Genomic DNA, 16,002 nt, shown 5'->3' with positions numbered 1-16,002 from the left:
TCCTGCTGAACACCTTCCTGATCGCCATGCGGTGAGGCCAGCCAGCGGCTGCACGCGGCCGCATGATGCTATCTGACACTATTCGCCGGGGAGATCTCCCCATTGCTGTGCCTCTGGCACTCAGCCCCTGACGTTAGGGATTTGCCTTATGACTCCACTTAAAATTGCTGCCAGCGCCGCGGTGGCGCCCAACCTGACCCTTAACACCACGCGCGATGTGGTCACGCTGGATAACACCGACTTTACCGACGTCGCGGCGGTCGTTGTCTCACTGGCGGATAGCCGCAGTGGCGTGCTGGCCCTGTTACGCCATACCGGCTTTAACCTGCCGGTATTTGTCGCCAACGCGTTTGAAGAAGAGGTGATGCATCTGCCTGGCGTCAGCGGTGAGCTGAATGGCGATCCGCAGGACTGGCTGGCGCTGGAAGCTGCTGCTCAGGCCTATGAAGCGGCGCTGCTGCCACCCTTTTTCGAGACGCTGACCCGCTATGTGGATATGCAAAACAGCACCTTCGCCTGTCCGGGACATCAGGGCGGGGCCTTCTTCAAAAAGCATCCGGCGGGTAAACAGTTCTTCGATTTTTACGGCGAGAATGTGTTCCGTTCCGATATGTGCAACGCCGACGTCAAACTGGGGGATCTGCTGATCCACGAAGGCTCGGCGAAAGATGCACAGAAGTATGCGGCGAAAGTGTTTAACGCCGATAAAACCTACTTCGTGCTGAACGGCACCTCCAGCGCCAATAAAGTGGTGACCAACGCGCTGTTAACACGCGGAGACCTGGTGCTGTTTGACCGCAACAACCATAAGTCGAACCATCATGGCGCACTGATTCAGGCGGGTGCGACGCCGGTCTATCTGGAAGCGGCGCGCAACCCCTTTGGCTTTATCGGCGGCATTGATGCGCACTGTTTCGATGAAGCCTATCTGCGCGAGCAGATCGGCAAGGTGGCGCCACAGCGCGCCACGGAAGCGCGTCCTTTTCGTCTGGCGATTATCCAGCTGGGCACCTATGACGGTACCGTTTATAACGCGCGTCAGGTGGTGGACCGCATTGGTCACCTGTGCGATTACATCCTGTTCGATTCCGCCTGGCTCGGCTATGAGCAGTTCATCCCGCTGATGGAAGGGTGTTCGCCGCTGACCCTGACGCTGAATGAAAACGATCCCGGCATTTTTGTCACCCAGTCGGTGCACAAGCAGCTGGCGGGCTTTTCGCAAACCTCGCAGATTCATAAAAAAGACAACCACATTCGCGGGCAGCGGCGCTTTTGCCCGCATAAACGCCTGAATAACGCCTTTATGCTGCACGCCTCAACCAGTCCGTTCTATCCGCTGTTCGCCGCGCTGGATATCAACGCGCGTATGCATCAGGGCGAGGCGGGACGGCGGATGTGGGATGAGTGCGTCACGCTGGGGATCGAGGCACGCAAAGCGATCCTTGAGCGATGCGACATGATCCTGCCGTTTGTGCCGGAGACGGTCGGAGGCCAGCCCTGGCAGGCGGCTGCTACGGAAACCATCGCCCGTGATCTGCGCTATTTCAGCTTTGAACCGCAGGCAAACTGGCACGGCTTTGCAGGTTATGCCCGCGATCAGTATCGGGTCGATCCCTGCAAGCTGCTGCTGACCACACCGGGCATTGATGCAGCGAGCGGTGACTATGCCGACTTTGGTATTCCTGCCACCATTCTGGCTAACTATCTGCGTGAGAACGGTATCGTGCCGGAGAAGTGCGATCTTAATTCGATCCTGTTCCTGCTGACGCCTGCCGAGACGCCGGAAAAAATGGCCAATCTGGTGGCGATGCTGGCGCAGTTTGAACAGCATGTGAAAGAGGATGCGCCGCTGGCGGAAGTGCTGCCGACCATTTACCGCAAGAATGCCCAGCGTTATGCCGGATATACCCTGCGTCGCCTGTGCCAGGAGATGCACGATCTCTACGTCAGTCACGATGTGAAGGGCCTGCAACGAATGATGTTCCGCGAGGCGGGCTTGCCGCCGGTGGCGGTGAATCCGCAGGATGCGCATCAGGCTTATATTCGCGGAGAGGTGGAACTGGTGCCGATCTCAGAAGCCGAAGGCCGTGTCGCTGCGGAAGGCGCGCTGCCTTATCCGCCAGGCGTCCTCTGCGTGGTGCCCGGTGAAGTGTGGGGCGGCGCGGTGCAGCGCTATTTCCTGGCGCTGGAAGAGGGAGTGAATTTACTGCCGGGCTTTTCGCCGGAGTTGCAGGGCGTTTACACCGAAGAGGATGCCGCAGGGCGTAAGTATCTGGTGGCCAATATGATGGTGGGGCGCTGATCTGAGCGTGGGCAGAGGCGGGTGGCGGCCCGCCGGACCTTGTTGTTCGCTGCGCGAACGGGCTGGGAGCGGGTTTCGTTCGCCGGATGGCTGGCTGGTGGGGTTCGCTGCGCGAACGGGCTATGAGCAGGTTTCGTTCGCCGGCTGGCTGCGGCAGTTTCAGCTTCGCCGCTGCCGGCGACCGACAAGGGGGCGCCAGTCGCCGCGCCCCCTTGACCCCGGGCTCCGGCCTGCTTCACCGCCGCTTCGCGGTCCCTTCGCTTCTTCCAGATTTCTCACGGACCGGCGGGGACGCGCCATCCCTGGCGCGGCCCCGCCTCTTCGCGACATCCCTGTCGCTCGTCCTGAAATCCCTCATCCGCTCAGCGCTTCAGACGGCCTCCCAACCCCTCGCTGTTATTTCTGCGTTTCCTGGTGAGTTCTTCGTCGCTGTATGTCTGAGCACAATGACTGTCGGTGCTGCTGGTTTTTCAGGGCCGTTGTCGTGAGAAAAAAGAAAACATCCAGCCCCACCCCGCCGCCAGGCGTCATTACACAAACCCCCAGACGGCACCGGACTATTAAAAAAACAGAGATACCACAGACGGGGTTTTACCCGAGGCGTCCGAAGCGCTGAGGAGTGAGCGGAGGCCGGACGGTCCATCGGCCGCAGGGAATGACGAAGGGACCGCGCGCAGCGTGGCGCGAAGGCAGCCGGACGCCGGGATTGTTAAGGGGCGGGCGTCCGCCCCTTGACGCGTCCGCCCGCTCGGGCAATCTGAAACTCCCCAACGCCTGGCGGACGAAAACTCACTCTTTGTCAGCCCGCAGCCATGCGTTACCTGACCCAGCCTGCCGCCAGGCGAAACACTCCACCGCTGCGAAGCGAAACATCAAAATCCACGATAACTACGCTGCGCGGTACTCACCTTATAGAGATAACGACGTGACTCCGCCGAAGGATGCTGGCTGGTAAGGGTCTGATAAACCTTGTTCGGTGACATGCTGTTGATCATCGAAAACGCCCGATCTTTATCACTGGAGAAGACCCGCAATACGCTGCCGGCACCGCCGTTATAAGCGGTGATCACCGCATAGCGACGTGATACCGGATCCTGAATGCCGCCCAGATAGCTGCGCTGCAACAGCGACAGATAAGCCGTACCGGCGTCGATATTGTTCTCTGGATCAAGCAGATAGCTGCGGCTCGGTTTGCCCCATTTGCCTTTCATGCGGAACACGTCGACCCCGGCGGTATGCTGCACCACCTGCATCAGGCCCAGCGCATCGGCGTGGCTCACCGCATAGGGGTTGAAGCTCGACTCGGTCTGCATAATCGCCAGAATCAGTGAGGCGTCCACACCATACTGTTCCGACGCTTTACGCACCATCGGCAGATATTTGTGCGCACGCTTATCCAGATGGTTCGGCACCATCGGAATCGAGATCGAGTAGATCACATGCAGGCCCGAGGTGCGGCGCTGCAATTTATTCTGGATCAGGTAATCTGCAAAGGCCTCGGCGCGACCCTGCCAGCGGATCGGCTGGCCGGTATTGTCCAGCACCTGACCGTAAAGCAGCGGCTCTTTGCTGATCACAATATCGTTGGCGTCGGAATAGAGATCGACGTTGCCCGGATCTTCACCAATCAGCAACGTGGTCACAATCGCCTGGCGCAGGCTGGCCATCGGATCGGTACCGGCAATGGTCTCAATCGTCAGCTTACCGCTTTCGAAGTTGATGTGGCTGCGGGTGTAATAGTTGTCGCTATATTTGACGTAATCTTTAGGTCCGGCGATCAGGACCTCATTAATACCCCAGATATTCTCAATATTATGGGCAAACTGGCCCATCAGAATATCGAAACCGTTGGTGTCTTTTACCCAATCTTCATGAAACTGCTGTTTTTTTTGTCCGGAGCAGGAAACCAGAAGTGGTGCCACCACCAGCAGGGCGATCAATTTTTTATTCATTGGGAGTGCATGCCTGATCGGGATAACGAGCCTCAACGCAGAGGCCCAAATGTTTACGCTTCTGGCGGTGTATAGCCTTCGATATGAACGTCTTTGCCTTCAAACAGGAAATTGATCATCTCCTTCTCCAGCACCTTACGATCTTCCGGATTCATCATGTTGAGCTTCTTCTCATTGATCAACATGGTCTGTTTCGCCATCCATTTCTGCCAGGCTTCTTTCGAAATCTCGTTGTAAATACGCTTGCCCAGATCGCCAGGATAGAGCTGAAAATCCTGCCCTTCCGCGTCGCGTTGTAAAAAAGTACAAAAAATGGTGCGGCTCATGATTCTTCCTCATTGATCTCACAACTGTCCAAAGCCAGTTGTTGGGGATGGCGCAATTCGTGTAACAGGCGCTCAACCGGCGCGGCTAATCCCACAGATGGTGGCAGCGCTAAGTTATACCAGAGACCGCCCGCTTCATCCATCGCCGCCCCGACAGAAGGCCACGCCAGCCACATAGGCACAATGTCCAGATGGAAATGGCTGAAGGTGTGGCGGAAAGCGGTCAGCTGCTGTGGTTGGGCTTGGATACCGCGAGCAATCAACCAGTCAGTCAGTGCGGCTTCGCTGGTGAACTGCGGGAAGCAGAACAGGCCGCCCCACAGTCCGACCGGGGGACGCTGCTCCAGCCAGACCTGATCGCCATGCTGCATCATCAGGAACCAGCCGCTGCGTTCCGGTAATACCTGCTTCGGTTTTTTACCGGGATAGCTGGCCCAGCTGTGATGAGCATAGGCTTCGCAACCGCTGTTCAGCGGACAGATATCGCATTTCGGTTTCGAGCGGGTGCAGACGATAGCGCCCAGATCCATCATCGCCTGATTAAACTGGCTGACGCCCTCGGCGGGCGTCACGGTTTCGCTGATCTGCCATAAGCGCTTCTCAACCTCTTTCTTGCCCGGCCAGCCGCCAACGGCGTAGCACCGCGCCAGCACGCGCTTGACGTTGCCGTCGAGAATCGGGAAGTGCTGACCCAGTGACAGTGATAACACCGCGCCGGCGGTGGAGCGTCCGACGCCGGGCAGGGCGGCAACCTCATCGAAGTTCTGCGGGAACTCGCCCTGGTGAACCTCAACAATCTGCTTTGCCGCCTTGTGCAGATTACGCGCCCTGGCGTAATAGCCCAGACCGGTCCACAGATGCAGCACTTCATCCAGCGGCGCAGCCGCCAGATCGCCCACCGTGGGGAAGCGCGCCATAAAGCGTTCAAAGTAGGGAATAACCGTGGCAACCTGGGTTTGCTGTAACATCACTTCGGACAGCCACACCTTATAAGGCGTTTTATCCAGCTGCCAGGGCAGGGTTTTGCGGCCAAAGCGCTGATACCAGTCCAGCACTTGTTGCGCGAACTGCGGCGCTTGCATCATAAGAAGGAAATTTTCCGTGTTTACTCTACACTCAGGCAGGAATTCCAGCACATGCGCACCTGGGTGTAAACCGGAAGATTGCAAAGGCTTGCTTCTGCTTATGAACTTTGCATAATGCCCGTTTCCCAGAACAGGCTAACCAGCAGGCTTCGACATGATTAATGACGTCATCACCCCAGAATTTGATGAGAACGGGCGGCCATTGCGCCGGATCCGCAGTTTTGTACGCCGCCAGGGCCGCTTAACCAAAGGGCAGCAGCAGGCTGTTGATACATACTGGCCAGAGATGGGAGTGGAATATCAGCCGGAGCCGATCGATCTGCCCCAGCTGTTTGGACGTGACGCGCCGGTCACGCTGGAAATTGGCTTTGGCATGGGCGCTTCGCTGGTCACCATGGCGCAAAATACACCACACCAGAATTTCCTCGGCATTGAAGTCCACCTGCCGGGCGTGGGTGCCTGTCTGGCTTCTGCTAAAGAAGCGGGCGTCGATAACCTGCGCGTGATGTGTCACGACGCGGTGGAAGTGCTGGAGAAGATGATTCCGGATAACTCGCTGCGTATGGTCCAGCTGTTCTTCCCCGATCCCTGGCATAAAGCCCGTCACAATAAACGTCGTATCGTCCAGGTGCCGTTTGCCGAGCTGGTGATGCGTAAGCTGAAGCTGGGCGGCGTATTCCACATGGCAACCGACTGGGAAGCCTACGCTGAACATATGCTGGAAGTGATGAACAGCATCGATGGCTTCCGCAACCAGTCAGAACAGCAGAATTACGTGCCGCGTCCCGAGACGCGTCCACTGACCAAGTTTGAGCAGCGCGGGCAGCGTTTAGGCCACGGCGTATGGGATTTAATGTTTGAGAGGGTGAAATAATGGCCACACAACGCAGCCGCCGTTTACGTAAAAAATTGCACATTGATGAGTTTCAGGAACTCGGTTTCTCGGTTGCCTGGCGCTTCCCGGAAGGGACCAGCGAGAGCGAAATTGATGAGACGCTGAACCAGTTCATCAACGAAGCGATCGATCCTAACGGTCTGGCCTTTGATGGCAGCGGTTACCTGGTGTGGGAAGGTCTGATCTGCCTGCAAAAAACCGGTAAATGCACCGATGAACATCGTGAACTGGTGCGTAAATGGCTGGAAGACCGCAAGGTGCAGGATGTGCAGGTGACTGAACTGTTTGATGTCTGGTGGGACTAAGTAACACGACGCCGGGCTGCGCAACAGGGGAGAAATGATCTCTCACTGCAGCGCAGCCCGGCCCTTCAGGATCGTTCAGACAGTAGATAAGGGAGATTCTATGATGCGTAAAGCGCTTCTTGCTGTGCTGCTGGTGGCAGCGACCCAGGCTCAGGCGGCCTATGAATGCAGCGTTAAGCCACAGGATGATGTGGTGATCACGCCGCAAAGCGTGCAGGTGGTGGGCGCTAATGGCAATCTGCAGATTACCCCGCAGGGCGAGGTGCAGTTCAACGGCCAGAAGGTGTCGCTGGACAGTGCCGGTCGCCAGAAAGCCATCGACTATCAAACGGCTTTACGGCGCGATCTGCCGTGGATCGACAGCGGTGCCACCTCGCGGCTGGAAAAAGGACGCGCGGCACTGGATCGGGTGATTGTTGAGAAGCTGGGCGAGAACAGTAACGTTCGCAATCGCCTGACTACCCTGAACGGTCAGCTGAAACAGCAGATGAACCGCATCATTGAACACCGGCCGGATGGCCTGACCTTCCATCATCAGGCGATCGATACTGTGCGTGCCGACGGCGAGCGGCTGGTGCAGTCAACGCTGGGTGGCGTGATGCAGGACAGCCTGAACGAGATGGGCAGTCAGCAGGCGAGCGGCGGCAGTAATCCGCTGCAGGCCATTATGGGTAATCTGGGCGGTTTGCAGCAGTCGATTCAGGCGGAGTGGAGCAAGCAGGAGCAGGATTTCCAGAACTTCGGTCACGAGGTCTGTAACCGCGTCATTTCGTTAGAAGATCAGCGCAAAGGGTTGGTTGCCGGTCTGAACAAATAATCTGACGCCTCAGCCCGCAGGCTGAGGCGTACCTCTTACTCTTCCGGTAAAAACAGCTCTAACAGCGAATTGAGGAACAGTTTCCCTTTCTCACTGATCTGCCACTCTTCAGCCGTTTCCACCACATAACCTGCCGCAATCGCCGCCTCCATCTGCGGGCGGATCACCTGTTCCGGCAAACCGGTATAACGGGTAAATTCACTGCGCGGCGCGGCTTCCAGCAGCCGGAAGCGATTCATAAAGTATTCAAACGGCTTGTCGATGTCGGCCACGTCATACTGCTTTTCGCGATAATTACCCTGCATAAAGCCACGCGGATGACGGGTCTTCACCGTCCTGACGATACGGCCATCGGGCTGGGTCAGTTTGCCGTGCGCACCACAACCGATGCCGAGATAATCCCCGAAGCGCCAGTAGTTGAGGTTATGTTCACAGCGGTAACCCGGCTTCGCATAGGCGGAGGTTTCATACTGCTGATAGCCGGCAGCGCTCAGCAGCTGATGACCCTGCTCGTAAATATCCCACAGCGCATCATCATCCGGCAGCACCGGCGGCCGTGAACCAAACAGCGTGTTGGGTTCAATGGTCAGCTGATACCAGGAGAGATGCGGCGGATTAAGCGCGATCGCCTGACGCAGATCGTCAAGCGCTTCGTCCAGCGACTGATCGGGCAGGCCGTGCATCAGGTCGAGGTTAAAGCTGCGCAGCTGTAATCCCTCGGCCAGCTTCGCGGCACGCTTCGCCTCGTCCGGACCGTGAATACGACCCAGTCGCTGCAGCTTTTGCGGGCTGAAACTCTGGACGCCAATCGAGATCCGGTTAATACCGGCACGCTGATAGGCGCTGAAGCGGTCCGCTTCAACGGTACCCGGATTCGCTTCCATGGTGATCTCTGCACCCGCCGCCAGCGTCAGGCGTGAACGTACGCCATCCATCAGCAGCTGCATCGCACTGCCGCTCAGCAGGCTGGGCGTGCCGCCGCCGATGAAAATAGTGCGCACCTCACGATCAGCGATCAGCGGTAAGTCCTGATCCAGATCGCGCAGCAGGTGCTGCACGTATTCAACGTGCGGCACCTCATCTTTCAGCGCGTGGGAGTTAAAATCACAGTAGGGACACTTCTGTACGCACCACGGAATGTGGATATACAGACTTAACGGCGGCAGATTAGGCATTACGCATCGCTTCCAGCAACAGCGTCAATGCTTTACCCCGGTGAGAAACCTCGCCTTTTTCCGCTTTGCTCAGTTCGGCAGCGGTTTTACCCAGCGCCGGCACGAAGAAAATCGGGTCGTAACCAAAGCCACCAGCGCCAGCCGCCGCACGGGTGATCTCACCCTGCCAGCTACCGTGGAACACCAGCGGCGTCGGATCGTCGGCGTGACGCAGATAGACCAGCACGCAGTGAAACTGCGCCTGACGCTGGCCGTCAGGCACGTTTTCCAGCGCCTGCAGCAGTTTCTCCAGATTCTGCTGATCGCTGGCTTCTTCACCGGCGTAACGCGCGGAGTAGATACCCGGCGCGCCGCCCAGCGCATCCACCGCCAGCCCGGAATCATCCGCGATGGCCGGTAAACCGGTGATCTTCGCCGCATGACGTGCTTTGAGAATGGCGTTCTCAATAAAGGTCAGGCCGGTTTCTTCAGCCGATTCCACCCCAAGTTCGGTCTGGGCGACAATATCCAGGCCGAAGGCGGAGAGCAGATCCGCCAGTTCACGCACCTTGCCGGGATTTCCGGTGGCGAGGACAACTTTTTGCATAACAGTTCCAGTTTGGTTCATTTACAGCAAATACCAGAGACCCGGGAACAGGTCCATGCCGAGAAAGTTCAGGGCATACAGCACCAGAATAACGATCATGGCGGAGAAATCGATGCCGCCCATCGCGGGCAGCACGCGGCGAATCGGTGCCATCAGCGGTTCGGTCAGCTGAATCAGCACGTAATCAATCGGGCCGCGACCCTGACTGATCCAGCTCATCAGTGAGCGGATGATGATGACCCAGAACACCAGATAGCCGGCGGATTTAACCAGCGAGAGCAGACCGACCAGCAGGTTGGTCGGATCGACGGAGAACACCCCGACCTGAATCAGCAGCAGAATCGGATATTTCAGCGTGGTCAGCACAAACGCCAGCAGCAGCGAGGCGGTATCGATCGGGCCGAGCGCCGGGAGTACGCGACGCAGCGGCTTGATGATGGGCTGCGTCACTTTCACCACGAACTGTGCCAGCGGGTTATAAAAATCGCAGCGCGCCCACTGCATCCAGATGCGTAACAGCAGCACCATGACGTAGAGATCGATCAGCGTTTTTACTAAAAACGTCATTGTTAACATGAAGTTCCTCTATTATTGTTGTGAGTTGCGCGCAGCGTCGCGAGCGCCAAAAATGGCGGTGCCGATGCGCACCATCGTACTGCCTGCGGCGATTGCCGCCTCCATGTCATCGCTCATTCCCAGCGAGAGCGTATCGATAGCGGGATAGTCCTGCTGCAACTGCCGGAAGGCTTCAGCCATCTGCTGGCACACCGCCAGTTGCCGGTCATAATCGCTTTCCGCTGCCGGTATGGCCATCAGCCCACGCAGCCGAAGCTGCGGCAGCGCAGCGATCTGCTGCGCCAGCCCGGAAACAGCATCCAGCATGATGCCAGATTTGCTGTTCTCGTCACTGATATTTACCTGAATTAACACATTCAGCGGCGGCAGCGTCGCGGGACGCTGATCATTGAGCCGCTGTGCAATGCGCTGACGGTCAATGGTGTGGCACCAGTCAAAGTTTTCCGCTACCAGGCGACTTTTGTTCGACTGCAGCGGGCCAATGAAGTGCCACTCCAGCTGAGGATGTGCGGCCAGTGCCTGAACCTTTTCAACCCCTTCCTGAACGTAATTTTCACCAAAGGCGATCTGACCAGCTGCGGCGGCTTCTTCGACCGCGCTCGCAGGTTTGGTTTTACTGACTGCAAGCAACGTAATTTCTTCTGGCGCGCGGCCGCAACGCGCGGCGGCGGCGGCGATTCGTTGCCGCACTTGCTGTAGGTTGTGCTGGATTGAGGTCATAGTCAGGAGAAATCATGAATCTGGATGAAATGGTGGCGCTTAGTGTAAAGCATAATGCCGCCGATCTGCACCTTTGCAGCGGACATTTGCCCTACTGGCGACGTCAGGGAAAGCTGGAGGCGATCCCGCAGCAGGCCAGGCTGCCGTCAGCGTGGATGGAACAGTTTGTCACCCAATGGCTCGATAACCTGCAGCGTCAGCAGCTGGAGTGCGACGGGCAGCTCGATTTTGCCCTGACGCTGGTAAACGGTCAGCGGCTGCGTGCCAGCCTGTTCCTGCAGCGTAACGGCCTGTCGCTGGCGCTGCGCATCATCGCCGGGCAGTGTCCGACGCTGGAGAGCCTGCGGCTGCCGCCAGGCGTGCTGGCCCTGCTGACGCTTCAGGATGGGCTGATTCTGGTCACCGGCGCCACCGGCAGCGGCAAGTCTACCACGCTGGCGGCGCTGGTGGATGCGCTGAATCGCCAGCAGGCGCGGCACATTATTACGCTGGAAGATCCGATTGAGTTTATCCATCACAGCCAGCAGTCACTGATTCAGCAGCGTGAAATTGGCCTGCACTGCGCCTCGTTCAGCCTTGGAGTAAAGGCGGCGCTGCGCGAAGATCCGGATGTGATTCTGCTGGGCGAACTGCGCGACAGCGACACCATCCGTCAGGCACTGACCGCGGCGGAGACCGGCCATCTGGTGCTGGCGACGCTGCATACCCGTGGTGCGGTGCAGGCGGTTGATCGGCTGGTCGATGTCTTTCCGGCAGAAGAGAAACAGCTGGTGCGCAGCCAGCTGGCGGGCAGTCTGAAAGCGGTGATTGCCCAGCGGCTGGTGCCGTCTATCGACCAGAAACGTATTGGCCTGTTCGAAGTGCTGGTGGCAACGCCCGCGATTGTGAACCTGATCCGCGAAGGCAAGATGCACCAGATCCCGGCGCTGCTGCAAACCGGCGCGCAGGCCGGAATGCAGACCTTCGAGCAGAGCCGGCTGGCCCGCCAGGCCGAAGGGTGGCTTCAGTAGTGGTTCTCGAACCAGTCCTGCAGAATGATGGCGGCAGATTGTGAATCCACCGAGCCTTTGTTTAACGCGCGGTAGCCGCCGCGTTCAAACAGTCCGGCGCGGGCTTCGACCGTGCTGAGGCGCTCATCCTGCAGTTCGACCCGGATGCCGAAGCGGCCGTGCAGCCGGTTAGCAAATTTGCGCGCGCGGGCGGTCAGCGGCTGTTCGGTGCCGTCCATATTCAGCGGTAAACCCACCACCACGAAATCGGGCTGCCACTCTTTCAGCAGCTTTTCAATCTGCAGCCAGTCCGGTGTGCCATCCTGCGCTTTAAGCGCCGTCAGCGGGCGGGCGGTGCCGGTCAGTTGCTGACCTACCGCGACACCAATACTTTTGGTGCCGAAGTCGAAACCTAACAGAGTTTGTGTTGACATCAGGCGTGTCCGGCGTCGCTGGCCATGTTGTGTATATCGACGCCAATACTGCGCGCCGCTTCGCGCCAGCGCTCTGAAATCGGCGTCTGGAACAGAATATTGCTGTTAGCGGGCGTGGTCAGCCAGGCATTTTCCATCAGCTCATTCTCCAGCTGATCCTTTTCCCAGGCACAGTAACCCAGCGCCACCAGTACGTTGCTGGGCTGAGAGGCAGTACCAATCGACTCCAGTACGTCGCGGGAAGTGGTGATAACCGTATTGTCTGAAATACGGATGCTGGAGGTAAAGGTGCGTTGAGCCGAATGCAGAATAAAGCCGCGATCTTCCGCCAGCGGACCGCCGGTAAACACCGGTTTATCCAGTTTGATCGCCGGATCGCGATCGTCGGCAGAGATTTTAAGCTTCTTCAGAATGCCTTCAACCGTCAGGTTTTCCATCGGTTTATTGATGATCAGACCCATTGCGCCTTCTTCGTTATGTTCGCAGAGATAAACCACGGAACGTTTGAAGAAAGGGTCCTGCAGTGAAGGCATGGCGATCAAAAAGTGATGCTGTAAATTCATTCTCACACGATGTACCAAAAAAATAACCGGCACGCGACGGCCGCACCGGTATTGGGTTGATCTCGGAGCATGGCCCCGGCGTCATGCTCAGCCCAGGCGCTTCTCAATGGCATCCATCAACATGCCGGTGATGGAAATCGGGAAAGCCGCCTCAATTTCACGCACGCAGGTCGGGCTGGTCACGTTAACTTCTGTCAGTTTATCACCGATGATGTCCAGTCCGACAAAAATCAGCCCTTTCGCTTTCAGAGTCGGGCCGACACGACGGGCGATTTCCCAGTCGCTCTCGCTCAGCGGACGGGCTTCGCCGCGTCCACCGGCCGCGAGGTTACCGCGGGTTTCGCCGCCCTGAGGAATACGGGCCAGGCAGTAAGGCACCGGCTCACCATCCACCACCAGCACGCGTTTGTCGCCATCTTTGATCGCCGGAATATAGTTCTGCGCCATGCAGAACCGGCTTTCATGCTCGGTCAGGGTTTCCGTGATAACGCCAAAGTTCGGATCGTCTTTCTTCACCCGGAAAATCGAGGCGCCACCCATGCCATCCAGCGGCTTCATGATGATGTCGCCGTGCTCCTGCCAGAAGGCGCGCAGTTTCTCTTTGCTGCGGGTCACCAGCGTATCCGGCGTGAACTCAGCAAACCAGGCGGTATAGAGCTTTTCGTTACAGTCGCGCAGGCTCTGCGGTTTGTTAACGATCAGCGTACCCAGCTCTTCTGCGCGCTCCAGAATATAGGTCGCATAGATAAATTCAGTATCGAACGGCGGATCTTTGCGCATCAGTATCACGTTCAGGTCAGCCAGCGGGATCTCCTGCTCGCTGCCAAACTGATACCAGTTATCGGGATTCTGCTCGACGGTTAACAGACGAGTGCGGGCAGAGGCGACGCCACCGCGCAGGGAGAGATCGTGCATCTCCATGTAGTGAATCTCGTAACCACGGCGCTGTGCTTCCAGCAACATGGCGAAGCTGGTGTCTTTTTTAATATTGATGGACGAAATAGGGTCCATCACGATGCCAAGTTTAATCATTATTATCTCCTCAGGGAGGCGGCGGTTACCGTCTCGTCTCGTTCGGTCAGCAGTGGGCGCTTAGTCAGCACGCCAGATGGCGGGCGTCGGTGACGGCCCGCTGGAAGTATCGCTTAACCCAGGTCGCCAAACCTCACCTGAAGTGCCGTAATGGCGGTCAGCGCGGTGGTTTCGGTACGTAAAACCCGTGGGCCAAGCAGGATGTCAGTAAAATCGTGCTGCGCCGTCATGGCGATCTCGTCAGCGGAGAGCCCGCCTTCAGGGCCAATCAGCAGCCGCACCCGTTCAACCGGCTGCGGTAGCGTATTAATACTGTGGCTGGCGCGCGGATGCAGATTCAGCTTCAGTCCGCTCTCCGCCTCAGCGCACCAGGCTTCCAGCGTCATCGCCTGACGAATTTCCGGCACGCGATTACGGCCGCACTGCTCGCAGGCGGCAATGGCAATCTTCTGCCACTGCTGAATTTTTTTAGCCAGGCGTTCAGCGTCCAGCTTTACACCACAGCGCTCGGAAAACAGCGGCGTAATGACGTTCACCCCCAGCTCAATCGATTTCTGGATAGTAAACTCCATCTTCTCACCGCGCGACATCACCTGACCCAGATGCAGGTGCAGCGGTGACTCGCGATCGTCCGGCTGGCTCTCTGTGACCGATACTTTTACACGCTTTTTATCAACATGCGTGATCTCTGCTGCAAAAGTCAGATTAGTGCCATCAAAGAGTTCCAGATGCTGTCCAGGCGTCATACGAAGCACCCGGCCAACGTGATTGGATGCATCTTCATCCAGCGTAATGTCACTGCCAACGCTCAACGGCCCGGCGTGATAGATGCGAGGTATGCGCATAAGGTTCCTGAGAACTAAGCGCCGTGTGGAATGACACGGCGTCATCGGGAAAAGAGCTAGTTTAGGGCAGGCTTTTTAGCGCTGGCAAGCCTGCTGCACATAAGGATTGTGATTCCCCTGTACCCGCGCGATACGCTGGTCACGTTCGCACTCCCATTTCGTCACCGGATAGAGCTTATCCCAGGCGGTAAACAGCTGAGTTTGCTGGCGCGAAATCCGCAGATGATACTGGTCACGCATATAGAAATAGGTACGGGCAATGGCACCGCGCGCCCGTGCGGGTGGTTCCGCCTGTTTGAGTTTAAAATCCACCTTCATCTCACACTGACCATACTGCTTTTCACTGCCGTTCCATTGACTGTAGGCGAAGTTGCCGCGGTCGCCATTGACTTCGCCAACGGCCGGTTGCAGGTTGTGCAGATCGGTTTCGATGCGACGATAGTCGGGATCTTTGCTGCAGTTTTTACGGCCGCCGTTTTGCCAGCATTGACGCTGGTGACCAAACTCCCAGGCGGGCATAACGTGTTCCCATTCAATACGTGAAGCGCGATTGGCGTTTTTACGCGCCTGATAGCCGCAGCTGTTCAGGTCAGGTACGCCTTTTTTCCCCTGCCAGCTAATTTTACAGCCGCAGTAAAAGGAGCCGGGCGCATCCGCGTTGATTTCTGCCGCAAAGGCCTTGGCCTGTTGAAAGTTGTTCTGGTGATAGTTATTCAGATTCAGGGCGTCAGCCGCAAAAGGAACCCATAACAGCGCAGCGGCCAGACTAATTATGCGAGACATATTCCAGATTTCTACTCAGTGCTTTAAAAAGGGCGGCAGGGTAACAGAATGCGGAATAGGGCGGAATGGGAATCCTGCTCAGGCGGGGACAAACTCGCCAGCTTTCAGCAGGCTGCCGCAGTGAACGCAGCGATATTCGCTCTCACCGCGCAGCACGCGATTGTGACGACGGACCGTCAGCTGGTGCTGCTGGCACTGGCAGCGGTAAGCAAAGGTGCGGCTGCGTACCGACTGCACCTCAAACTGATGGGTACGCCGTGCCGGCACGCCCAGCACCTGCTCCATCATCCACTTCCACTCCTTGCCGTGCGGCGCTACGCGACCGAATTTCTTCCACACCAGCAGATGCGCCAGTTCATGCGGAATCACTTCATCAATGAACGCCTGCTGATTTTCCAGCAGTAACACCGGATTGATGCGGATCTCCCAGGGTTCCAGCCAGGCGGTACCGGCCGCGGTGCCGCGCTGCTGATAGAGCAGTGTCGGTTCGGGATAGTCCGTTTTCAGTGCCTGATTGGCGCGCGTCAGCGCCTGGCGCAGCGCGCGCATCACGGCTTGTTGCAGTGCAATAGGGAGGCGAGGCGTTTTCATGGCGCTCAGAATAATCGGCGACGGGC

General features: G+C 57.7%; 18 protein-coding genes. 5 read left to right on the top strand and 13 right to left on the bottom strand.

The window, feature by feature from the left end; genetic code table 11:
- Positions 1 to 148: 148 nt before the first annotated feature.
- Positions 149 to 2,302 carry an ornithine decarboxylase gene (locus tag ACX3P5_RS15290; protein ID WP_458968950.1) on the top strand — a complete coding sequence of 718 codons (2,154 nt, stop codon included), beginning with the start codon at positions 149 to 151 and terminating at the stop codon, positions 2,300 to 2,302.
- Between the two features lie 872 nt (positions 2,303 to 3,174).
- Here ACX3P5_RS15290 and mltC read toward each other — a convergent pair.
- From mltC to mutY, 3 genes are read right to left on the bottom strand one after another with little or no spacing between them, the layout of a single operon-like run.
- Entirely contained in the window at positions 3,175 to 4,254 is a 1,080-nt protein-coding gene (gene mltC, locus ACX3P5_RS15285; RefSeq protein WP_233987161.1) for a membrane-bound lytic murein transglycosylase MltC, read from the bottom strand.
- Between the two features lie 53 nt (positions 4,255 to 4,307).
- Positions 4,308 to 4,580 (bottom strand): oxidative damage protection protein, encoded by a 273-nt coding sequence (locus tag ACX3P5_RS15280; RefSeq protein WP_128086611.1) that lies wholly within the window; start codon positions 4,578 to 4,580, stop codon positions 4,308 to 4,310.
- Positions 4,577 to 5,665: an A/G-specific adenine glycosylase gene (gene mutY, locus ACX3P5_RS15275; RefSeq protein WP_458968949.1), complete on the bottom strand. Its 1,089-nt coding sequence runs from the start codon at positions 5,663 to 5,665 to the stop codon at positions 4,577 to 4,579. The genes ACX3P5_RS15280 and mutY overlap by 4 nt, the downstream gene beginning before the upstream one ends.
- 154 nt (positions 5,666 to 5,819) lie before the next feature.
- On the opposite strand from mutY, the gene trmB reads away from it, so the two are divergent.
- The 3 genes from trmB (at position 5,820) to ACX3P5_RS15260 (ending at position 7,682) form a co-directional block, all read left to right on the top strand.
- Positions 5,820 to 6,539, top strand: a complete 720-nt coding sequence (trmB, locus tag ACX3P5_RS15270; protein ID WP_233987163.1) for a tRNA (guanosine(46)-N7)-methyltransferase TrmB — start codon at positions 5,820 to 5,822, stop codon at positions 6,537 to 6,539.
- Entirely contained in the window at positions 6,539 to 6,865 is a 327-nt protein-coding gene (locus ACX3P5_RS15265; protein WP_233987164.1) for a YggL family protein, read from the top strand. The genes trmB and ACX3P5_RS15265 overlap by 1 nt, the downstream gene beginning before the upstream one ends.
- Positions 6,866 to 6,965: 100 nt before the next feature.
- A complete protein-coding gene (locus tag ACX3P5_RS15260) occupies positions 6,966 to 7,682 on the top strand; it encodes a YggN family protein (RefSeq protein ID WP_233987165.1) in 717 nt (238 codons plus the stop codon).
- Between the two features lie 35 nt (positions 7,683 to 7,717).
- Here ACX3P5_RS15260 and hemW read toward each other — a convergent pair whose 3' ends face one another.
- The 4 genes from hemW to ACX3P5_RS15240 are packed head-to-tail and all read right to left on the bottom strand — an operon-like array spanning position 7,718 to position 10,739.
- Entirely contained in the window at positions 7,718 to 8,857 is a 1,140-nt protein-coding gene (hemW, locus tag ACX3P5_RS15255; protein WP_336756491.1) for a radical SAM family heme chaperone HemW, read from the bottom strand.
- Positions 8,850 to 9,443: an XTP/dITP diphosphatase gene (locus tag ACX3P5_RS15250; RefSeq protein ID WP_233987167.1), complete on the bottom strand. Its 594-nt coding sequence runs from the start codon at positions 9,441 to 9,443 to the stop codon at positions 8,850 to 8,852. Before ACX3P5_RS15250 ends, hemW begins: the two co-directional genes overlap by 8 nt.
- A gap of 21 nt (positions 9,444 to 9,464) precedes the next feature.
- Positions 9,465 to 10,019, bottom strand: a complete 555-nt coding sequence (locus ACX3P5_RS15245) for a YggT family protein (protein ID WP_094120697.1) — start codon at positions 10,017 to 10,019, stop codon at positions 9,465 to 9,467.
- A 12-nt stretch (positions 10,020 to 10,031) separates the two neighbouring features.
- On the bottom strand, positions 10,032 to 10,739 hold the full coding sequence (locus ACX3P5_RS15240) for a YggS family pyridoxal phosphate-dependent enzyme (RefSeq protein WP_233987168.1): 708 nt from the start codon (positions 10,737 to 10,739) through the stop codon (positions 10,032 to 10,034).
- A 14-nt stretch (positions 10,740 to 10,753) separates the two neighbouring features.
- Here ACX3P5_RS15240 and ACX3P5_RS15235 point away from each other — a divergent pair, with 14 nt between their 5' ends.
- Positions 10,754 to 11,749, top strand: coding sequence for a type IV pilus twitching motility protein PilT (locus ACX3P5_RS15235; protein WP_233987169.1), 996 nt, complete (start codon positions 10,754 to 10,756; stop codon positions 11,747 to 11,749).
- On the opposite strand, the gene ruvX is transcribed toward ACX3P5_RS15235, so the two are convergent.
- The 6 genes from ruvX to ACX3P5_RS15205 all read right to left on the bottom strand — a co-directional run bounded on the left by ruvX (position 11,743) and on the right by ACX3P5_RS15205 (position 15,976).
- Positions 11,743 to 12,162, bottom strand: a complete 420-nt coding sequence (ruvX, locus tag ACX3P5_RS15230) for a Holliday junction resolvase RuvX (RefSeq protein ID WP_094120694.1) — start codon at positions 12,160 to 12,162, stop codon at positions 11,743 to 11,745. The two genes, ACX3P5_RS15235 and ruvX, sit on opposite strands and share 7 nt — an antisense overlap.
- Positions 12,162 to 12,725 carry a YqgE/AlgH family protein gene (locus ACX3P5_RS15225; protein WP_233987170.1) on the bottom strand — a complete coding sequence of 188 codons (564 nt, stop codon included), beginning with the start codon at positions 12,723 to 12,725 and terminating at the stop codon, positions 12,162 to 12,164. Before ACX3P5_RS15225 ends, ruvX begins: the two co-directional genes overlap by 1 nt.
- A gap of 87 nt (positions 12,726 to 12,812) precedes the next feature.
- Positions 12,813 to 13,757 (bottom strand): glutathione synthase, encoded by a 945-nt coding sequence (gene gshB / locus ACX3P5_RS15220; protein ID WP_233987171.1) that lies wholly within the window; start codon positions 13,755 to 13,757, stop codon positions 12,813 to 12,815.
- Positions 13,758 to 13,870: 113 nt separating this feature from the next.
- The gene (gene rsmE / locus ACX3P5_RS15215) at positions 13,871 to 14,602 is read right to left on the bottom strand and encodes a 16S rRNA (uracil(1498)-N(3))-methyltransferase (protein WP_233987172.1); all 732 of its coding nucleotides are present in this window, start codon (positions 14,600 to 14,602) and stop codon (positions 13,871 to 13,873) included.
- 75 nt (positions 14,603 to 14,677) lie between these two features.
- A complete protein-coding gene (gene endA, locus ACX3P5_RS15210) occupies positions 14,678 to 15,385 on the bottom strand; it encodes a deoxyribonuclease I (RefSeq protein ID WP_233987173.1) in 708 nt (235 codons plus the stop codon).
- 78 nt (positions 15,386 to 15,463) lie between these two features.
- Positions 15,464 to 15,976 (bottom strand): SprT family zinc-dependent metalloprotease, encoded by a 513-nt coding sequence (locus ACX3P5_RS15205; protein ID WP_233987174.1) that lies wholly within the window; start codon positions 15,974 to 15,976, stop codon positions 15,464 to 15,466.
- Between the last annotated feature and the right edge of the window lie 26 nt (positions 15,977 to 16,002).

Source organism: Pantoea sp. S-LA4 (assembly GCF_054482835.1).
Note: the sequence above shows the minus strand (reverse complement) of the source record. Positions and strands in the feature narration are given on the sequence as shown.